This window comes from Cryptosporangium arvum DSM 44712 (assembly GCF_000585375.1).
GTDB lineage: Bacteria > Actinomycetota > Actinomycetes > Mycobacteriales > Cryptosporangiaceae > Cryptosporangium > Cryptosporangium arvum.
This window is the reverse complement of the sequence record NZ_KK073874.1, coordinates 6,925,485-6,940,989: the sequence shown is the minus strand read 5'-3', so window position 1 is coordinate 6,940,989 and position 15,505 is coordinate 6,925,485. Positions and strand designations below refer to the sequence as shown.

At 73.1% G+C, this 15,505-nt stretch carries 17 protein-coding genes; 7 read left to right on the top strand and 10 right to left on the bottom strand.

The genetic code is table 11. The annotated features are described in order from the left end of the window. Positions 1–61 precede the first annotated feature (61 nt). From CRYAR_RS31835 to CRYAR_RS31815, 5 genes are read right to left on the bottom strand one after another with little or no spacing between them, the layout of a single operon-like run. Complete coding sequence (locus CRYAR_RS31835; RefSeq protein WP_051571210.1) at positions 62–1,183, bottom strand: glycosyltransferase family 2 protein; 1,122 nt, start codon at positions 1,181–1,183, stop codon at positions 62–64. Then, complete coding sequence (locus CRYAR_RS31830) at positions 1,180–1,950, bottom strand: carotenoid biosynthesis protein (RefSeq protein ID WP_035856944.1); 771 nt, start codon at positions 1,948–1,950, stop codon at positions 1,180–1,182. The genes CRYAR_RS31835 and CRYAR_RS31830 overlap by 4 nt, the downstream gene beginning before the upstream one ends. Further along, a complete protein-coding gene (locus tag CRYAR_RS31825) occupies positions 1,947–2,492 on the bottom strand; it encodes a GNAT family N-acetyltransferase (protein WP_035868467.1) in 546 nt (181 codons plus the stop codon). Before CRYAR_RS31825 ends, CRYAR_RS31830 begins: the two co-directional genes overlap by 4 nt. 5 nt (positions 2,493–2,497) lie before the next feature. Further along, entirely contained in the window at positions 2,498–3,205 is a 708-nt protein-coding gene (locus tag CRYAR_RS31820) for a DUF3291 domain-containing protein (protein ID WP_035856943.1), read from the bottom strand. 37 nt (positions 3,206–3,242) lie between these two features. Continuing rightward, entirely contained in the window at positions 3,243–3,737 is a 495-nt protein-coding gene (locus tag CRYAR_RS31815) for a YbaK/EbsC family protein (RefSeq protein ID WP_035868463.1), read from the bottom strand. A 71-nt stretch (positions 3,738–3,808) separates the two neighbouring features. Between CRYAR_RS31815 and CRYAR_RS31810 the strand changes: the two genes are divergently transcribed. Continuing rightward, positions 3,809–5,170 (top strand): acyltransferase family protein, encoded by a 1,362-nt coding sequence (locus CRYAR_RS31810; protein WP_035856942.1) that lies wholly within the window; start codon positions 3,809–3,811, stop codon positions 5,168–5,170. Between the two features lie 159 nt (positions 5,171–5,329). On the opposite strand, the gene CRYAR_RS31805 is transcribed toward CRYAR_RS31810, so the two are convergent. From CRYAR_RS31805 to CRYAR_RS50990, 4 genes are all read right to left on the bottom strand, one after another. Beyond that, positions 5,330–6,838, bottom strand: coding sequence for a S1C family serine protease (locus tag CRYAR_RS31805; RefSeq protein ID WP_051571209.1), 1,509 nt, complete (start codon positions 6,836–6,838; stop codon positions 5,330–5,332). 57 nt (positions 6,839–6,895) lie between these two features. After that, positions 6,896–7,591 (bottom strand): phosphoadenylyl-sulfate reductase, encoded by a 696-nt coding sequence (locus CRYAR_RS31800; RefSeq protein ID WP_035856941.1) that lies wholly within the window; start codon positions 7,589–7,591, stop codon positions 6,896–6,898. Between the two features lie 160 nt (positions 7,592–7,751). Further along, complete coding sequence (locus CRYAR_RS31795) at positions 7,752–9,419, bottom strand: nitrite/sulfite reductase (protein WP_035856940.1); 1,668 nt, start codon at positions 9,417–9,419, stop codon at positions 7,752–7,754. Between the two features lie 114 nt (positions 9,420–9,533). Further along, complete coding sequence (locus tag CRYAR_RS50990; protein ID WP_342673838.1) at positions 9,534–9,626, bottom strand: putative leader peptide; 93 nt, start codon at positions 9,624–9,626, stop codon at positions 9,534–9,536. 113 nt (positions 9,627–9,739) lie between these two features. Here CRYAR_RS50990 and CRYAR_RS50985 point away from each other — a divergent pair, with 113 nt between their 5' ends. The 6 genes from CRYAR_RS50985 to map all read left to right on the top strand — a co-directional run bounded on the left by CRYAR_RS50985 (position 9,740) and on the right by map (position 14,645). Continuing rightward, positions 9,740–9,835 (top strand): putative leader peptide, encoded by a 96-nt coding sequence (locus tag CRYAR_RS50985; protein WP_342673837.1) that lies wholly within the window; start codon positions 9,740–9,742, stop codon positions 9,833–9,835. Between the two features lie 335 nt (positions 9,836–10,170). Then, the gene (cysC, locus tag CRYAR_RS31790) at positions 10,171–10,698 is read left to right on the top strand and encodes an adenylyl-sulfate kinase (protein ID WP_051571208.1); all 528 of its coding nucleotides are present in this window, start codon (positions 10,171–10,173) and stop codon (positions 10,696–10,698) included. Then, positions 10,695–11,630 (top strand): sulfate adenylyltransferase subunit CysD, encoded by a 936-nt coding sequence (gene cysD, locus CRYAR_RS31785; protein WP_084701212.1) that lies wholly within the window; start codon positions 10,695–10,697, stop codon positions 11,628–11,630. The genes cysC and cysD overlap by 4 nt, the downstream gene beginning before the upstream one ends. Positions 11,631–11,632: 2 nt before the next feature. Beyond that, positions 11,633–12,889: a sulfate adenylyltransferase subunit 1 gene (locus CRYAR_RS31780; RefSeq protein WP_035856938.1), complete on the top strand. Its 1,257-nt coding sequence runs from the start codon at positions 11,633–11,635 to the stop codon at positions 12,887–12,889. Then, positions 12,886–13,719 (top strand): sirohydrochlorin chelatase, encoded by an 834-nt coding sequence (locus tag CRYAR_RS31775; RefSeq protein ID WP_051571207.1) that lies wholly within the window; start codon positions 12,886–12,888, stop codon positions 13,717–13,719. Before CRYAR_RS31780 ends, CRYAR_RS31775 begins: the two co-directional genes overlap by 4 nt. Positions 13,720–13,793: 74 nt before the next feature. Then, positions 13,794–14,645: a type I methionyl aminopeptidase gene (gene map / locus CRYAR_RS31770; RefSeq protein WP_035856937.1), complete on the top strand. Its 852-nt coding sequence runs from the start codon at positions 13,794–13,796 to the stop codon at positions 14,643–14,645. Positions 14,646–14,658: 13 nt separating this feature from the next. Here map and CRYAR_RS31765 read toward each other — a convergent pair whose 3' ends face one another. Beyond that, positions 14,659–15,486 (bottom strand): YaaA family protein, encoded by an 828-nt coding sequence (locus CRYAR_RS31765; RefSeq protein WP_051571206.1) that lies wholly within the window; start codon positions 15,484–15,486, stop codon positions 14,659–14,661. Between the last annotated feature and the right edge of the window lie 19 nt (positions 15,487–15,505).

Genomic DNA, 15,505 nt, shown 5'->3' with positions numbered 1-15,505 from the left:
GCCGAGACCTTAGGGAGTCCGGCCCCACTCGGGGAGGAACATCAGCGAAGTCGCACCGCCCTCAGACGACGGTGCGGCCCTTCCAGGTCAGCGTGCCCCGGCGCCGTCCACGCCACGACCGCGCGGTCAGGTAGCCGAACACCAGGATCGACGCCGGGTGGGCGAGCGCGTCCGGCCAGGCGCGGCCACCGCTGGCGCGGGCGGCCACCACGCGGCTCGTGACGCCGGCCGCGTAGCCGAGCAGGCCGAGGCGGCTTCCGCGCAGTGCGGCGACGGCCGGCAGGACGTAGAGCAACGACAGCGCTCCGACCGTGGCGACCGCACCGGCGGGCGACCCGAACGCGGCCCAGAGCGACTTGCCGTACCCGTCGCGCAGCTCGGCCCACGAGCCGTACATGTGGCACTCGGCGAGCGTCGAGCCGTCGGTGACCACACCGCGGCCGCCGCTGCGCTTCACCGCGCGGAGCAGGCCGATGTCCTCGAGGACGTCGTCGCGGACGGCGGCGTGGCCACCGGCGGCGTCGTAGGCGGTCCGGCGCACGACGAGGAACTGTCCGTTCGCCGCGGTCAGCGACGGCTTCGGGGACCGTTCGGCCAGTCCGAGCGGGAGCGTGGTCAGCCACGACCACTGCAGCAGCGGTTGCACCAGCCGCTCGGCGGGGGAGTCGGCCACCTGGCGCGGGTACGGCGAGATCAGGTCCAGCCCCGACTCGTCGAGCACGGCGAGCGCCGCCGCGACCGCGTCCGGCGCGAGCACCACGTCCGCGTCGACGAAGATCACCACGTCCGACGAGGGGTCGGCGGCGTCGGCGGCCTGCTGGCAGGCGTGCGGCTTGCCGAGCCAGCCGGCCGGGAGCGGTCCCCCGGCGACCAGCCGCACCCGGGGATCCCCGCCGGCGACCCGGCGGACGACGTCGGCGGTGCGGTCGGTGCTGCCGTCGTCGAGCACGACGATCTCGTACGCCGGAACGCCCCGCTGCGCCAGCAGCGCCCGCAGGCACGGTTCGACCCGCTGCTCCTCGTCGCGCACCGGCAGCAGCACCGACACCCGCACGTCGGCGACCGGTGGATGCGCGGGCGGGCGACGCAGCCGCCGGGCGTTGACCACCGAGTGCACCGCGAGCGCCACCGCACCGGCCGTGGCCAAGGCGACCGGGCTGGTCGCCCAACGCCGCCGGCTCATCGGGCGCTCGCCACCGGGGCCGGGCGGGTGGTGCGCGCGAGGCGCACCGCCAGGGGAATCGCCACTAGCCCCATGCCGAGCGCACCCCAGGCGGCCGACGCCGGCAGGCCGAAGAAGACCGCGTGGGCCAGCACCGAGGACGCGTAGGTCCAGAGGTAGAACCCGAGCATCGGCGCGGCCCGGTCGTCGTCGGACGCGGGCAGCAGCAGGTGCAGGAACGCGGACATGATCACCGCGACCAGCACCCACCCGGCGTAGTTGGAGACCGGGATGCCGGGGACGCCGGGCAGACCGGCGCCCGGCGAGGCCCAGGTCCAGTGACCGGCGTCGACCATCTGCGGGTCGAGGAACAGGTCCCAGGACGCGAGCGCCCATCCCGACACCAGCACCCGCGCCCACCCCGAGGTCAGCCGACCGGCCACCAGCCAGGCCGGCCAGGCCATCATCGTCCAGGCGAGCGGGATCACCCACGGGACGCCGAGCACCTTGCCCCCGAGCGACCCGGCGTACGTGTACTCCCCGAACGGGAAGCCGGTGCCCGTACCCAGCGCCTCGACCAGCAGCCCGCCGCCCGCGGTGACCACGACCAGGACGGCGGCGACCCGCGCGCCCCGGGTCAGGACCGCGTGCGTCACCGCCGCCGCGAACCCCAGCACCACCGTCAGGACCGTCAGCGCGCTCCGGGTGGAGCCGCTGACCAGCGGATAGGCGATCTGGGCCAGGACGGTCAGCCCGACCAGGACGACCGGGAGCCGCCGGGTGGTCACGGTGTCGGGTCGTCGAGCGGGAGTCCTCGCCCGAGCACCGCGAACGGCCGGTCGTCACCGGGGAACACGACGTCGCGCAGCACGTCGAGGAACCCGAGGCGCCGGTACAGCTTCCAGGCCCTGGACTCGCCGCCCTCGGGCGTCGACAGCGCCGTGGTGCGCCGGTTCACGCCCTCGAGCAGCAGCCGGATCTGCTTCTCCCCGATGCCCTGGCCCTGGACGCCCGGCGCGACGTGCAGCTCGACGACCTCGAAGCAGTCCGAGAGCCAGGCCCGGTATCCGTTCGGATCCAGGCGCGAACGCACGTGCTCGTGCCACCACTGGCCCGGCTCGCCCCGGTAGCCGTACCCGAACCCGACGACGTGGCCCTCCGCGTCGAACGTGCCGACGGCGCGGAACTCCGGCCGCCGGGTGTGCGCCACGAGGATGCCCCGCCGGCCTTCGACCAGGCTGGGGGAGTAGTTCATCGCGGAGCCGTAGACGTTGAGCACCTCGTCGAGGTGGGAGACGACGTCGCGGGCGGACCAGCGCACCGGGGTCAGCGGGGTCACGTCAGCGGATCTCTGCCGTCCAGCGAGCCGTCCGCCCGCACCACGCCGAAACGGGCGAAGAGTTCCTCGGCGTACCACCCGGTCTCCTTAGTTCTACGGATCGCCGCCACGTGGGCGGCTCCCTGGTACGCGAACGCGCGGAGGTCGTCCGCGCTCCGCCAGACGCTCAGCGTGCCCTGCCAACCGGCCGGGGCCTCGCCGACGCCGATCGCGGCCCGCAGGCCGCCGTCCTTGCGATGGTCGTCCAACGCCGACGCCACCGGCGGCACCGCGCGCCAGAACCTGACCGCTTTCCGCGCCGACAGGCGCGCCCGGGTCAGCGCGGCGACCGGACCCTCCCACTTACGCGGGGTGGGGGCGCCGAACGGCTCCCGGCGCGACCAGCGGCCGTGTGAGGCCAGCGGGGTCAGCTCGACCCGCCACCGCTCGTCGGCCAGGCGGTCCCAGCCTCTCGCGGTGGGCGCGCGCTCGAACGCCGCCGCCTCGGCCTCCGACCCCCAGGTGGCCAGCAGCGCCCAGCGGTTCGGATCCGCGTCCCGGATCGTGAACGTGTCGCCGTGGCCGGTGCCCAGCAGGCGCGCGAACCGCAGCCCCGGCACCCGCTTGAGGCGCAGCCGGTCGGTGGCCATCCGGGTCAACGCGGCCGGAACCCGGCGGTTCGGCACGTTCCACACGTGGACGGTGACGACGGCCGGGGATGGCATGTCGTCAGCCTACGGGTGGGCGTGGCGAACGGCAGCGTCAGGCGACCTCGGCCGCGACACCACCGGTGATTCGCAGCAGTTCGTCATAGGTGGTGGGGAAAACCGCGTGCGGGATACCGCCGGCGGCCCACACCGTGTCGTAGGCCGCGAGCGCGACGTCGACGAGCGTGCGCACGCGGGTCGGGTGCCCGACCGGGGCCACGCCGCCGATGGCCTGACCGGTGGCGTCGCGGACGAACTCCGGGCTCGCGCGGCGGACCGTCTCCACCTCGACCAGCGCGGCCACCATCGCGGTGTCGACCCGGTGCGCACCGGACGCGAGCACCAGCAGCGGCACGCCGTCGGCGTCGAAGATCAGCGAGTTCGCGATCTGCCCCACGGTCACACCGAGTGCCTCGGCCGCCTGCGCCGCGGTGCGTGCGGCGTCCGGCAGGATCCGGACGCGGTTCGCCGAGCCGAACGCCTCGAGGACGGCGTTGACGGCCGCGACGTTCGGGTGGACGGGCTCGGACGTCGTGGATGTCGTGGTCATGGCCGACATCATGGCGGTTTCCGAGTAGTTCTGCTCTGCGTTGCCCGTCGGCGAGCCGGGACCGTGGACGCATGACAACCTCGAGTCTGTCGGCGGCCGAGCTCGCCGCGGCCACCCCGGCGACCCGCGACCGCTACGTCGACCTCCTGCGTGTCGTCTCGATCGGTGTGGTGGTCGTCGGTCACTGGTCGATGCTCACGCTCAGCGTCGACGACGGGCAGCTGCGCGCCGGGAACGTGCTCGCGTCGTTGCCCGCGGCCCAGGGGTTGACCTGGATCTTCCAGGTGATGCCGCTGTTCTTCCTGGTCGGCGGAGCCGCGCACGCGGCCGCGCTGACCTCGCGACGACGGACGTACGCGGCGTTCGTCGCCGCCCGGCTGCGTCGTCTGCTCGCGCCCACCGCGGTGTTCCTGGCCGTCTGGGCGTCGGTGGCGGCCGCGACCGAGCTGGCCGGCTGGCAGTCGAGCGAGGTGCTCCGCCTGGCGACCCGGACGATCGTGCAGCCGCTCTGGTTCCTCGGGGTGTACCTCGGGGTCGTCGGGCTGGCGCCGCTGATGTACGCCGCGCACCGGCGGTGGGGCGTCCGGGTTCCGGTCGCCCTGGTCGCCGCGGCCGGGGTCGTGGACGCGATCCGGCTGCTCGGCGACGTCGAGGCGGTCGGGGCGCTGAACGTGGCGCTGGTCTGGCTGGCCGCGCACCAGCTGGGCTTCCTCTACGCCGACGGCGTGCTGACCCGGCGGGTGGGGGTGGGCCTCGTGCTCGGCGGCCTGGTCTCCACGGTGACGCTCACGGTGGTGCTGGGCTGGTACCCGGTATCGATGGTGGGGCTGCCCGGCGCGGGCGTCTCGAACATGAACCCGCCGACGCTGGCGCTGGTGGCGCACGGGGCCTGGCTCACCGGTCTGGTCGTGCTGGCCCGGCGGCCGGTGACGCGGTGGCTGGCGCGTCCGTCCGTGTGGACGAGCGTCGTCGCGGCCAACGGCGTCGTCATGACGGTGTTCCTGTGGCACCTGACGGCGCTGTTCGCGCTGGCGGCAGCGGTGTCGGTGGGGCTGCCGACGCCGGCTCCCGGGGGTGCGCTGTGGTGGGTCACCCGCCCGGTGTGGCTCGCCGTGCTGGCCGCGCTGCTTCTCCCGCTGGTGCTGGTCTTCCGCCGGTTCGAGCGCCCGGGGCGGGCCCCGTCCTCGCCGGGGGCCGCGGTGGCTTCCCCAGGGGCCGGGGTGGCTTCGCGGAGCCGGTCGCTGGACGGGGTCGGCGCGGCCACCGGGGTGGTGCTGGCGACGTTCGGGATGCTCGTGGTCGCGGTGACCGGCCTCAACGGGATGCTGGCCGAGCGGACCGCGCACCTCGTGGTGGTGCCGGTGACCGCCTGGATCGGCCTCGTGGCGCTCGGCCTCGGCTGGGCCCTCGTCCGGGCGGCCGGCCGCAGCTGACCGGCCCTACGACGCTTCCCGGGCCTACGACGGCCGATTCGACCCCGGAAACCCGTCGTGGGCCCGGGAAACCGCGTGCCCCACCCCCGGGTTCGGGGTGTGGGGCACGCGAGGGCGGCGAAGGGGACGCCGCCCGGGTTCGCAGCGCGGGGGTCCGGGTCAGGTCGCGCTGCTGGTGAGGGCCACGGTGGCCGTGGCGGACCGCCCGCCCCGCTGGTAGGTCACCGTCACCGCGTCGCCGGGGTTGTGCGCCCGGACGGCCGCGACGAGCCCGTCGGTGTCGGTCACCTTCCGGTCGTCGATCGCGGTGACCACGTCGCCGGCCCGCAGACCGGCCTTGTCCGCCGCCGAGCCGCTGCTGACCTGGGCGATCTGCGCGCCGGTCCCGCTCTGCGTGTCCTGGGCGCTGACACCCAGCGCCGCGTGCTCGGCGGTGCCGTCCTCGATCAGCTGCTTCGCGACGTTCAGCGCGGTGTCGGAGGGGATCGCGAAGCCGACGCCGATGTTGCCGGACTGGCTGTCCTGCCCGCCGGACGAGCCGCTCGAGACGGTGGCGATCGCCGAGTTGATGCCGATCACCCGGCCGGAGAGGTCGACGAGCGCGCCGCCGGAGTTACCGGGGTTGATCGCGGCGTCGGTCTGCACGGCGTCGAGGACGGTGTTCTGGTCGGCCGACGAGCCGGTGCGCACCGGGCGGTTGAGCGCGCTGACGATGCCCTCGGTGACGGTGTTCGACAGGCCGAGCGGGGCGCCGACGGCGAGCACGGTCTGCCCGGTCTTGACCGTCGAGGACCGGGCGAAGGTCGCCGGGGTGATCCCGGCCGTGTCGGTGAGCTTGATCACCGCGATGTCCGACGACGGGTCACGCCCGACGATCGTCGCGGTGCGGGTCTCGCCCCCGGCCAGCGTGACGGTGATCGTGCCGCCGTCGGCCGCGGCCTCGACCACGTGGTTGTTGGTGACGATGTGGCCGGAGGAGTCGAGGACGACGCCGGATCCGGTGCCGGCACCCGAGTTGGCGGTGACCTGGATCGTGACGACGCTCTTGAGCGCGGTCGCGGCGGCGGCCTCCACGGTGCCGGCCTCGCCGGCCTTCGTGACCGCGGTGCCGGACTCCTGGTTGATCGTGACGCCGCTGCCCGAGTGGTCGCTCACCGCGACGCCGACCGCGGCACCGGTACCGCCGGCGACGAGCGCGAGCACCAGCGCTCCACCGGCGATCGCCACGGCCAGCGGCCCCCGGCGCTTCGCCGGTGGCGCCATCGTGCCGACCGGGTGCCCGTACGCACCGCCCGAGGTCCACGCGGGGAACGGCCCGGTCTGGTGTGCGCCGGTCGGCTGCGCCCCGCCCCGGTGCGGCCCGGAGTCGTACGCCGGGCCGACGGGGGACTCGGTGCCGTGCGGCCCCGAGGTGAACGCGGCCGGGCCGGTGAAGTACCCGGCCGGCTCGGCCGGAGCCGAGGGTGCCGCCGAGGACGCCGCGGGGGGCGGCGTGCCCTCGACCGGAGAAGAGGTGGGGGAGGAAACGGGCGGCTGGGGTGCCGCCCAGGGGGAGGACGCGTCCGAGGGGCGCGGGTTCCCGAGCGAGTCCGGTGTCCCCGGGGTGGGGGTCGACGGGGTGCCGGCCTGGTCACCGCCGGCTGCGGGTGAGCGGTGCGATTCGTCCATGTCTGCAACGATCGCTCGGAAAGCTGTGAGCTCCCTGTGTCCTCCCTGAGGGGTGACTCAGAGGTGGATCCCGCACTCCGTCTTCTCGGACCCGGACCACCGACCGGACCGTGAGTCCTCCCCGAGCTGCACCGGACGCGTGCACGGCGCGCACCCGATCGACAGGAAGCCCCGGTCGACGAGCGGGTTGATGATCACTCCCCGCTCGGCGACGAACCGGTCGACGTCGGCCTGCGTCCAGCACGCCAGCGGGTTCACCTTGATCTTGTTGCGCCGGGCGTCGACCCCGACCACCGGCGTGTGCCGGCGCGCGTACGACTCGTCCCGGCGCAGCCCCGACGCCCACGCGTCGTACGGCGCCAGCCCGCGGTCGAGCGGCTCGACCTTCCGCATCCCGCAGCAGGCGTCCGAGTCACGCGCGTACAGGCTCTGCCCGAACTGGATGTTCTGCTGCGCGACCGTGAGCTCCGGCTTGACCGTCACGACGTTCACGTCGAGCTCGGCGGCGACCCGGTCGCGCGTCTGCAGGGTCTCCGCGAAGTGGTAGCCGGTGTCCAGGAACACCACGTCGATACCGGGCACCGCCTCGGCGGCCAGCGTCGCGAGCACCGCGTCACCCATCGACGAGGTCAGGCAGAGCCGGTCGCCGAACGTCTCGCCGGCCCAGCGCATGACCTCGATCGGGTGCGCACCCTCGAGCTCGGCCGCCGCGGAATCGGCCAGCCCACGCAGATCAGTGACCTCGAGGGTCATCGCGCCTCCTCCTGCTCTAACGACGGACGGCCCAAGCCGACGTACTTCAACGTCCACACGCGCGTGCAGGCACCGCAGCGCCACTGACCGTGGTGCTCACCATCGGGACGGATGTCCTCGTCACCGCAGTAGGGGCAGTAGAACGGCGCGGCCCGCTCGCTCACAGGAGCCAGGCCTCCTCGGCCCGGGCCACGTACGCCGCGAACCGCTCACCGGGCTCGCGGCGCTCCAGGTACACCCGCAGGATCCGCTCGACGTAGTCGGGCATCCCGTCCGCGGTGACCTTGAGGCCACGGAACTTGCGGCCGAACGCCGCCTCGGCGCCGAAGTGACCGCCGAGGTGCACCTGGAAGCCCTCGACCATGTTCCCGTCGTCGTCGCGCACCATCGAGCCCTTGAAGCCGACGTCGGCGGTCTGGAACCGGGCGCACGAGTTCGGGCAGCCGTTGATGTTGATCGTGAGCGGCTCGTCGAACTCCGGCAGGCGCTTCTCCAGCTCCCGGTAGAGCACGTCGGCGCGCGCCTTGGTCTCGACGATCGCCAGCTTGCAGAACTCCAGCCCGGTGCAGGCCATCGTGCCGCGGCGGAACGCGCTCGGCTTGACCTGCAGGTCGTGGGTGGCCAGCTCGTCGCTCAGCTCGTCCACGTCGGCGGAATCGACGCCGAGGATCACGAGCTTCTGCTGAGCGGTGGCGGCGACGCGCCCGTCGCCGAGCCGGTCGGCCAGGTCGGCCACCGCGGTCAGCGTCGAGCCGGAGAGCCGCCCGGCACGCGGCGCGAAGCCCACGGCCAGCTTCCCGTTGCGCATCGGGGTGAGCCCGACGTGGTCACGCTGGTCCTGGATCGGCTTCGCCGGTGCCGGTCCGTCCGGGAGCTTCTCCTGGAGGTATTCGGTCTCGAGCACCTCGCGGAACTTCTCCGGACCCCAGTCGGCCAGCAGGAACTTGAGCCGGGCGTGGGTGCGGGAGCGGCGGTAGCCGTAGTCGCGGAAGATGCCGACTACGCCGGCCCAGGCCGCCTCGACCTGGTCGGGCCGGACGAAGACGCCGAGCCGCTCGGCGAACCGGGGGTTCGTGGACAGCCCGCCGCCGACCCAGAGGTCGTAGCCGGGTGACCCGTCCGGGCCGATGACACCGACGAAGCCGACGTCGTTGATCTCGTGGTTCGTGCAGTGCTCGGCGCAGCCGGAGATCGAGCTCTTGAACTTCCGCGGCAGGTTCGAGAACGCCGGGTCGCCGATGTACCGGTCGACGACCTTGCGCAGCGGCTCGGTCGCGTCGAGCACGTCGGTCTCGAGTTCGCCGGCCAGCGGACAACCGAGGATGACGCGTGGCGTGTCTCCGCAGGCCTCGGTGGTGGAGAGCCCGACGCCCTCGAGCCGCCGCCAGATCTCGGGGACGTCCTCGATCGCGATCCAGTGCAGCTGGATGTTCTGCCGGTCGGTGACGTCGGCCACGTCCCGGCCGAACTCGCATGAGATGCCGGCGATCGTGCGCAGCTGCTCGGACGTCATCCGCCCGCCGTCGATGCGCACCCGCAGCATGAAGTAGCGGTCGTCGAGCTCCTCGGGCTCCAGCACCGCGGTCTTGCCGCCGGGGATGCCGGGCGCGCGCTGGGTGTAGAGGCCGTACCAGCGCATCCGCCCACGCAGGTCCTGCGGGTCGATCGAGTCGAACCCGCCGTGCGCGTAGATGTTGATGATGCGGTCCCGGACGCTCAGGCCGTCCGAGTCCTTCTTCATCTGCTCGTTCTTGTTGAGCGGCTCGCGGTAGCCGAGGGCCCACTGGCCCTGGCCGCGAGGTCGACCACTAGTGGTACGGGCAGGCATCTCTGGTTACCTCACAGGGGAGTCGGACCGCAGCCTGCGGCGCTCACCCGGGTGACATCGGGGAGCTGGAGGCCGAAAACGGTCGAGAGACGGACGAGGGGCGCGGCGGACCTGTCAGCTAGGACAGGCAGCGCTGATCACCCGCTGCAGGTCGACATGCAGGCGGGCGACCAAGAGGGTGCCTCGCGTCGTCACGTCCAAAAGCATCGCACAGCGACGCGGCGCCAGCCAGATGTTGGGAAACGGTGCTCACCTACTGGAATAGTAGGTAATCCGATCCTGGTTGGCTGCGTCCCGTTGCTGTGTCATCATCGGCAACCATGACCGGCCGTACCCGCCCCGCTTCGGCGATGCTGACCTCGCGTCGGCACGTCGACCTGCTGCGCGTCTCCAGCGCAGTGTGTCGCGCCATCTGAGCGCGGCCCCGGCGTCCCACGACGGCCTCTGAGGCCCTCGGTCGGCATCTCCGACGCACCGGCCACGACCGGCCCGCGCACCCGGATCCCCTGGTACCACCGCTGATCAGCGGCTCATCGGCGAGCCACTGACCGGTTGTCGTGCCCCCGTCGCGGAGCTTCCGGCGGGACAATAACGCTGCCCACTATCTGGCTAGTCGTCCCGTGAAGTGAAGTTCCTCCCCGAGGTCAGGAGAGATCGCGCGATGCCGATCGTTTCCGCCGCCACCGCAGGCGTGCCTGCCGCTCCTACGCAGAGTGGCCCGTCCGACACGCTCGATGTGGCGCATCCCACAGTGACGGGCGCCACCGTCTGGCTGACCGGTCTTCCCAGCGCCGGGAAGACCACCGTCGCCACCGCGGTCGCCGAGCGCCTGCGTGCCCGCGGGCGCCGGGTCGAGGTCCTCGACGGCGACGCCGTCCGGGAACACCTCTCGGCCGGGCTCGGCTTCAGCCGCGCCGACCGCGACACGAACGTCGCCCGGATCGGGTTCGTCGCCGAGCTGCTGGCCCGTAACGGCGTCCTGGTGCTCGCCGCCGTCATCTCGCCGTACGCCGCCGCCCGCGACGCCGTCCGCGCCCGGCACGACGCCGGCGCCACGCCGTTCGTCGAGGTCCACGTGGCCACGCCGGTCGAGATCTGCAGCGTGCGCGACGTGAAGGGCCTTTACGCCAAACAGCGCGCGGGTGAGATCTCCGGCCTGACCGGCGTCGACGACGTCTACGAAGCGCCGACCGCACCCGAACTCGTGCTCCAGCCCGAAAGTCTCGACGCGTCCGTGGACGCGGTGCTCGCCGCGTTGTCCGAAAGGGGTCTGCTGTGACCACCATCTCCGACCTGCACCTCGAGCACCTGACCGACGCCCACGACGCCGCCCTCACCGCGCTGGAGGACGAGTCGGTCCACATCCTGCGCGAGGTGGTGGGCAGCTTCGAGCGCCCGGTGCTGCTGTTCTCCGGCGGCAAGGACTCGATCGTCATGCTCCGCCTGGCCGAGAAGGCGTTCTCGCCGGGCCGGATCCCGTTCCCGGTGATGCACGTCGACACCGGCCACAACTTCCCCGAGGTCATCGAGTTCCGCGACCGGCGCGCCGCCGAGCTGGGCCTCGACCTCGTCGTCGCCTCGGTGCAGGACGCGATCGACCGCGGCCGGGTCTCCGAGCGTCCGGGGCAGTCGCGCAACCCGCTGCAGACTGTCCCGCTGCTCGACGCGATCACCGACCACCGCTTCGACGCCGTGCTCGGCGGCGCACGCCGCGACGAGGAGAAGGCCAGGGCCAAGGAGCGGGTGTTCTCGATCCGCGACGAGTTCGGCCAGTGGGACCCGCGCAACCAGCGCCCGGAGCTCTGGGACCTCTACAACGGCCGGATCGCCCCCGGTGAGCACGTCCGGATTTTCCCGCTCAGCAACTGGACCGAGCTGGACATCTGGCGCTACATCGCCCGCGACGGCATCGAGGTGCCGGGCATCTACTACGCCCACGAGCGTGAGGTCTTCGACCGTGACGGCATGGTGCTGGCGGTGACGCCGTTCACCCCGCCGCGCGACGGCGAGCAGGTGCGCCTCGAGACCGTGCGCTACCGCACGGTGGGCGATGCCACCTGCACCGGCGCGGTGCGCTCGACCGCGTCGACGGTGGAAGAGGTGATCGCGGAGACCGCGACCAGCCGCCTCACCGAGCGGGGCGCCACCCGCGCCGACGACCGCGCGAGCGAAGCCGCCATGGAGGACCGCAAGCGCGAGGGATACTTCTAACCATGTCCGACCTGTTGCGGGTCGCCACCGCGGGTTCGGTGGACGACGGCAAGAGCACGCTGATCGGGCGCCTGCTCCACGACTCCAAGAACGTCTTCGCCGACCAGTTCGACGCCGTCGAGGCCGCGTCCAAGCGTCGTGGCCTGGACGCCGCCGACCTGGCCCTGCTCACCGACGGCCTGCGGGCCGAGCGGGAGCAGGGCATCACGATCGACGTCGCCTACCGCTACTTCGCCACGCCCCGCCGGACGTTCGTGCTCGCCGACACCCCCGGGCACGTCCAGTACACCCGCAACATGGTGACCGGCGCGTCCACCGCCGACGTCGCGGTCGTGCTCGTCGACGCCCGGCACGGCCTGGTCGAGCAGTCGCACCGCCACGCCGCGGTCGCCGCGCTGCTCGGCGTCGGCCACGTCGTGCTGGCCGTGAACAAGATGGACCTGGTGGACTTCTCCGAGGAGGTCTACGACCGCATCGTCGCCGACTTCGACGTGCTGGCGTCGGAGCTCGGCCTCCGGTCGCTCACCGCGATCCCGGTGTCCGCGCTGCACGGCGACAACGTCGTCGAACCGTCGACCAACCTCGGCTGGTACGCCGGTCAGACGCTGCTCGAGCACCTGGAGACCGTCCCGGTGCCGCCGCGCGGCGGGCAGGTCGGGGCCCGGTTCCCGGTGCAGCTGGTGATCCGGCCCCGCTCGGCCGAGCACCCCGACTACCGCGCGTACGCCGGGCGGGTGGCCGCGGGCACGCTCCGGGTCGGCGACGAGGTCGTGGTCCTGCCGTCGGGACGCCGCTCGACGATCGCCGGGATCGACACCCACGACGAGACGCTCTCCGAGGCGGGCACCGGCCGCTCGGTCGCGGTGCGGCTCGCCGACGACGTCGACGTGTCGCGCGGCGACCTGATCGCGGCCGCCCCCGACGCCCCCGCACCCGTGCGCGAGCTCACCGGCCGGGTCTGCGTGCTGGCCGAGCGCCAGGTGCGGGCCGGCGACCGGTTCCGGCTGCGCGCCGGCACCCGGGAGGTGAAGGCCATCGTCGGTGCCGTCGCCGACCGGCTCGACGTCACCACCCTCAAACGTGCCGACGCCGACGCCCTGGAGCTCAACGACATCGGCGACGTGACGCTGCGCCTGGCCGAGCCGGTCGCCGTCGACCCGTACGTGCTCTCCCGCGGAACCGGCTCGTTCCTGCTGATCGACGAAGCCACCGGCGCCACCGTGGCGGCCGGCATGGTCGAGCAGCCCGCCGGGGTATGAACGCACCGGTCCTGCTGGCGGTCGCCCACGGCACCTCGCACCCGCCCGGCATCGCGACGTTGCACGCGCTGCTGGAGCGGGTGCGTGAACTGGCCCCGGAGCTGCCGGTCGAGCTGGCGTTCGTCGACCACGAACCGCCGTCGGTCACCGGAGCGCTGCGCCGGTTCGCCGCCGAAGGGCGTCCGGTGGCGACGCTGCCGCTGCTGCTCACCGCCGCGTCGCACAGCAAGGGCGACATCGCCGGAGCGGTGCGGATCGCCCGGGACGCCGGGCTGGTGGTCAGCTACGGGCGCCCGCTCGGCCCGGATCCGCTGCTGCTGACCGCGTTGGACGACCGGGTGCGCGAGGCCGGGGCGTCGGCGTCGACCGCGCTGGTGCTGGCGTCGGCCGGTGCCGACGACCCGGACGCGAACGCCGAGATCTGGCGCGCGGCGCGGCTGTTCTGGGAGTGGCGTCGGGCCGAGGCCCCGGTCGAGGTCGCGTACGCGGGGGCCACCCGGCCGAGCGTCACCGAGGCGGTGGACCGCCTGCACCGCCTCGGCCACGACGACGTCCTGGTCGTGCCGTATTTCCTCGCGCCGGGACGCCTGCCGGGCGCGGTGCGCCGGGACGCGCTGGCGGCCGGGGCCCGGGTCGCCGAGGTGCTCGGCGCGCACCCGTCGGTGGCCCGGCTGGTCCTCGAGCGGTACGCCGAAGCGGTCGGCGGCAGCGTCCTGATGAACTGCGACACCTGCCAGTACCGGTCACCGTGGCCGGGCCGGGAGAAAAGGGTCGCCCAGCTCCAGCAGCCGCACACGCACCCGGCCGACGCCGCCGCGCCGCCCGCGTGAGTGTCGTCCGGCTAACGTCCGGGGTGTTGCCGGGCCCCGCCCGGCCCGGCGTGTCCTGACCTAATCTTGGGCGCATGCGTGCACCCCTGGTTCCCGGCCGGCAGACCCCTCGGCGCGAGGTCCCGGCGTCGATTCCGCGCCCGGAGTACGTCGGGAAGCCCGCGCCGCGACGGTGGACCGGTTCGGACGTCCAGACCCCCGAGACGATCGAGAAGATGCGGGTGGCCGGGCGGATCGCCGCCCAGGCGCTGCAGTGGGGCGGCAAGCACGTCGCGCCGGGCGCCACCACCGACGAGATCGACCGGGTCGTCCACGAGTTCCTGATCGAGCACGACGCGTACCCCTCGACGCTCGGTTACCGCGGGTTCCCGAAGTCGTGCTGCACCTCGCTGAACGAGGTGATCTGCCACGGCATCCCCGACAGCACGGTGATCGAGGACGGCGACATCGTCAACATCGACGTCACCGCGTTCATCGGGGGCGTGCACGGCGACTGCAACGCCACGTTCTTCGCCGGCGAGCCGTCGGAGGAGGTGCGGCTGCTCGTCGAGCGCACCGAGGAGGCCACCCGCCGGGCGATCAACGCGGTGAAGCCCGGGCGGCAGCTCAACGTCGTCGGGCGGGTCATCGAGTCCTACGCGCGGCGGTTCGGGTACGGCGTGGTGCGTGACTTCACCGGGCACGGCATCGGCGAGACGTTCCACTCCGGCCTGCACGTGCCGCACTTCGACGACCCGGACCTCGACGTCGAGATCGAGCCGGGGATGACGTTCACGATCGAGCCGATGATCACGCTCGGCACCTACCAGTGGGACATGTGGCCCGACCGCTGGACCGTCCTCACCAAGGACCGCAGGTGGACCGCCCAGTTTGAGCACACCTTGGTCGTCACCGACTCGGGAACCGAAATCCTCACGCTGCCCTAGGTGGGCTCCAGGTTCATGCCCGGGTGGTTGATGCGAGTCGTTTGGCGGCCGGGGTGCCGGCCGGGGGTTCGTAGAGGAGCACGTCGACGCCGTGGGGGCCGTGGCGTTCGGCGGCGAGGCCGGCCTTCGCGGCCACCCGCACCACGCCCGCGGGGTCGGTCACGGTCGCGGTCGTGGTGGCCAGCGCGCGGGTGAGCAGGCCCTTGGCGTGCTTGTTGAAGTGGCTCACGACCGAGCGGCTGCCGTCGGGCGCGACGTAGAGCACCCGCACCGTGACCGCACCCGGCACCGGGGCCAGCTGCGCGTACGCGCCGGAGCGCAGGTCCACGACCAGCCCGGGCAGCGCGGCCAGCGCCGGGCCGAGAACCGGCTTCCAGAGCGCGCCGAGCGTGCCGAAACCCGGTAGCCGGGCTCCGGCCGAGAACCGGTACGCCGGGATGAGGTCACCGCCGCGCACCGCCCCGAACAACGCCGACGCGATCACGACCCGGTCGGCCGCCCGCTTGCGCTGCGCGGGGGTGAGCCCCGCGACGTCGAACGCGTCGTAGAGCACACCGGTGTAGCGGAACAGCGCCGGACTGGTCGGTGCTGTACGCAGGGCGGCATCGAGTTCGAGCTGGTCGCGTTGGCCGGGGGAGAGGCCGAGGGCTTTGCGCGCGGTCGCCTCGTCACCGGCGACGAGTTCGGCCAGCGCGCCGAGAACGCGCTCCCGGACGTCGCGGAGCGACGGGAAGGCCAACGTGGACAGATCGAGCGCCGGTCCGTCGCCACCGGGCCGCTTCGTCTCCGACGGGGGAAGCAGCAGGGTGAGGGGAGCCTTCTCCGAGGTGGCGCGGGGCATGCCGCGAAACTTACCCCGG

Coding starts and splice junctions, on each gene's coding strand:
- CRYAR_RS31805 (WP_051571209.1), bottom strand. CDS start 6,838: ATGGACGAATCGCACCGCTCACCCGCAGCCGGCGGTGACCAGGCCGGC.
- CRYAR_RS31815 (WP_035868463.1), bottom strand. CDS start 3,737: ATGACCACGACATCCACGACGTCCGAGCCCGTCCACCCGAACGTCGCG.
- CRYAR_RS31780 (WP_035856938.1), top strand. CDS start 11,633: ATGTCCGACCTGTTGCGGGTCGCCACCGCGGGTTCGGTGGACGACGGC.
- CRYAR_RS31820 (WP_035856943.1), bottom strand. CDS start 3,205: ATGCCATCCCCGGCCGTCGTCACCGTCCACGTGTGGAACGTGCCGAAC.
- CRYAR_RS31795 (WP_035856940.1), bottom strand. CDS start 9,419: ATGCCTGCCCGTACCACTAGTGGTCGACCTCGCGGCCAGGGCCAGTGG.
- CRYAR_RS31775 (WP_051571207.1), top strand. CDS start 12,886: ATGAACGCACCGGTCCTGCTGGCGGTCGCCCACGGCACCTCGCACCCG.
- CRYAR_RS50990 (WP_342673838.1), bottom strand. CDS start 9,626: ATGCTTTTGGACGTGACGACGCGAGGCACCCTCTTGGTCGCCCGCCTG.
- CRYAR_RS31765 (WP_051571206.1), bottom strand. CDS start 15,486: ATGCCCCGCGCCACCTCGGAGAAGGCTCCCCTCACCCTGCTGCTTCCC.
- CRYAR_RS31835 (WP_051571210.1), bottom strand. CDS start 1,183: ATGAGCCGGCGGCGTTGGGCGACCAGCCCGGTCGCCTTGGCCACGGCC.
- CRYAR_RS50985 (WP_342673837.1), top strand. CDS start 9,740: ATGACCGGCCGTACCCGCCCCGCTTCGGCGATGCTGACCTCGCGTCGG.
- CRYAR_RS31800 (WP_035856941.1), bottom strand. CDS start 7,591: ATGACCCTCGAGGTCACTGATCTGCGTGGGCTGGCCGATTCCGCGGCG.
- CRYAR_RS31810 (WP_035856942.1), top strand. CDS start 3,809: ATGACAACCTCGAGTCTGTCGGCGGCCGAGCTCGCCGCGGCCACCCCG.
- map (WP_035856937.1), top strand. CDS start 13,794: ATGCGTGCACCCCTGGTTCCCGGCCGGCAGACCCCTCGGCGCGAGGTC.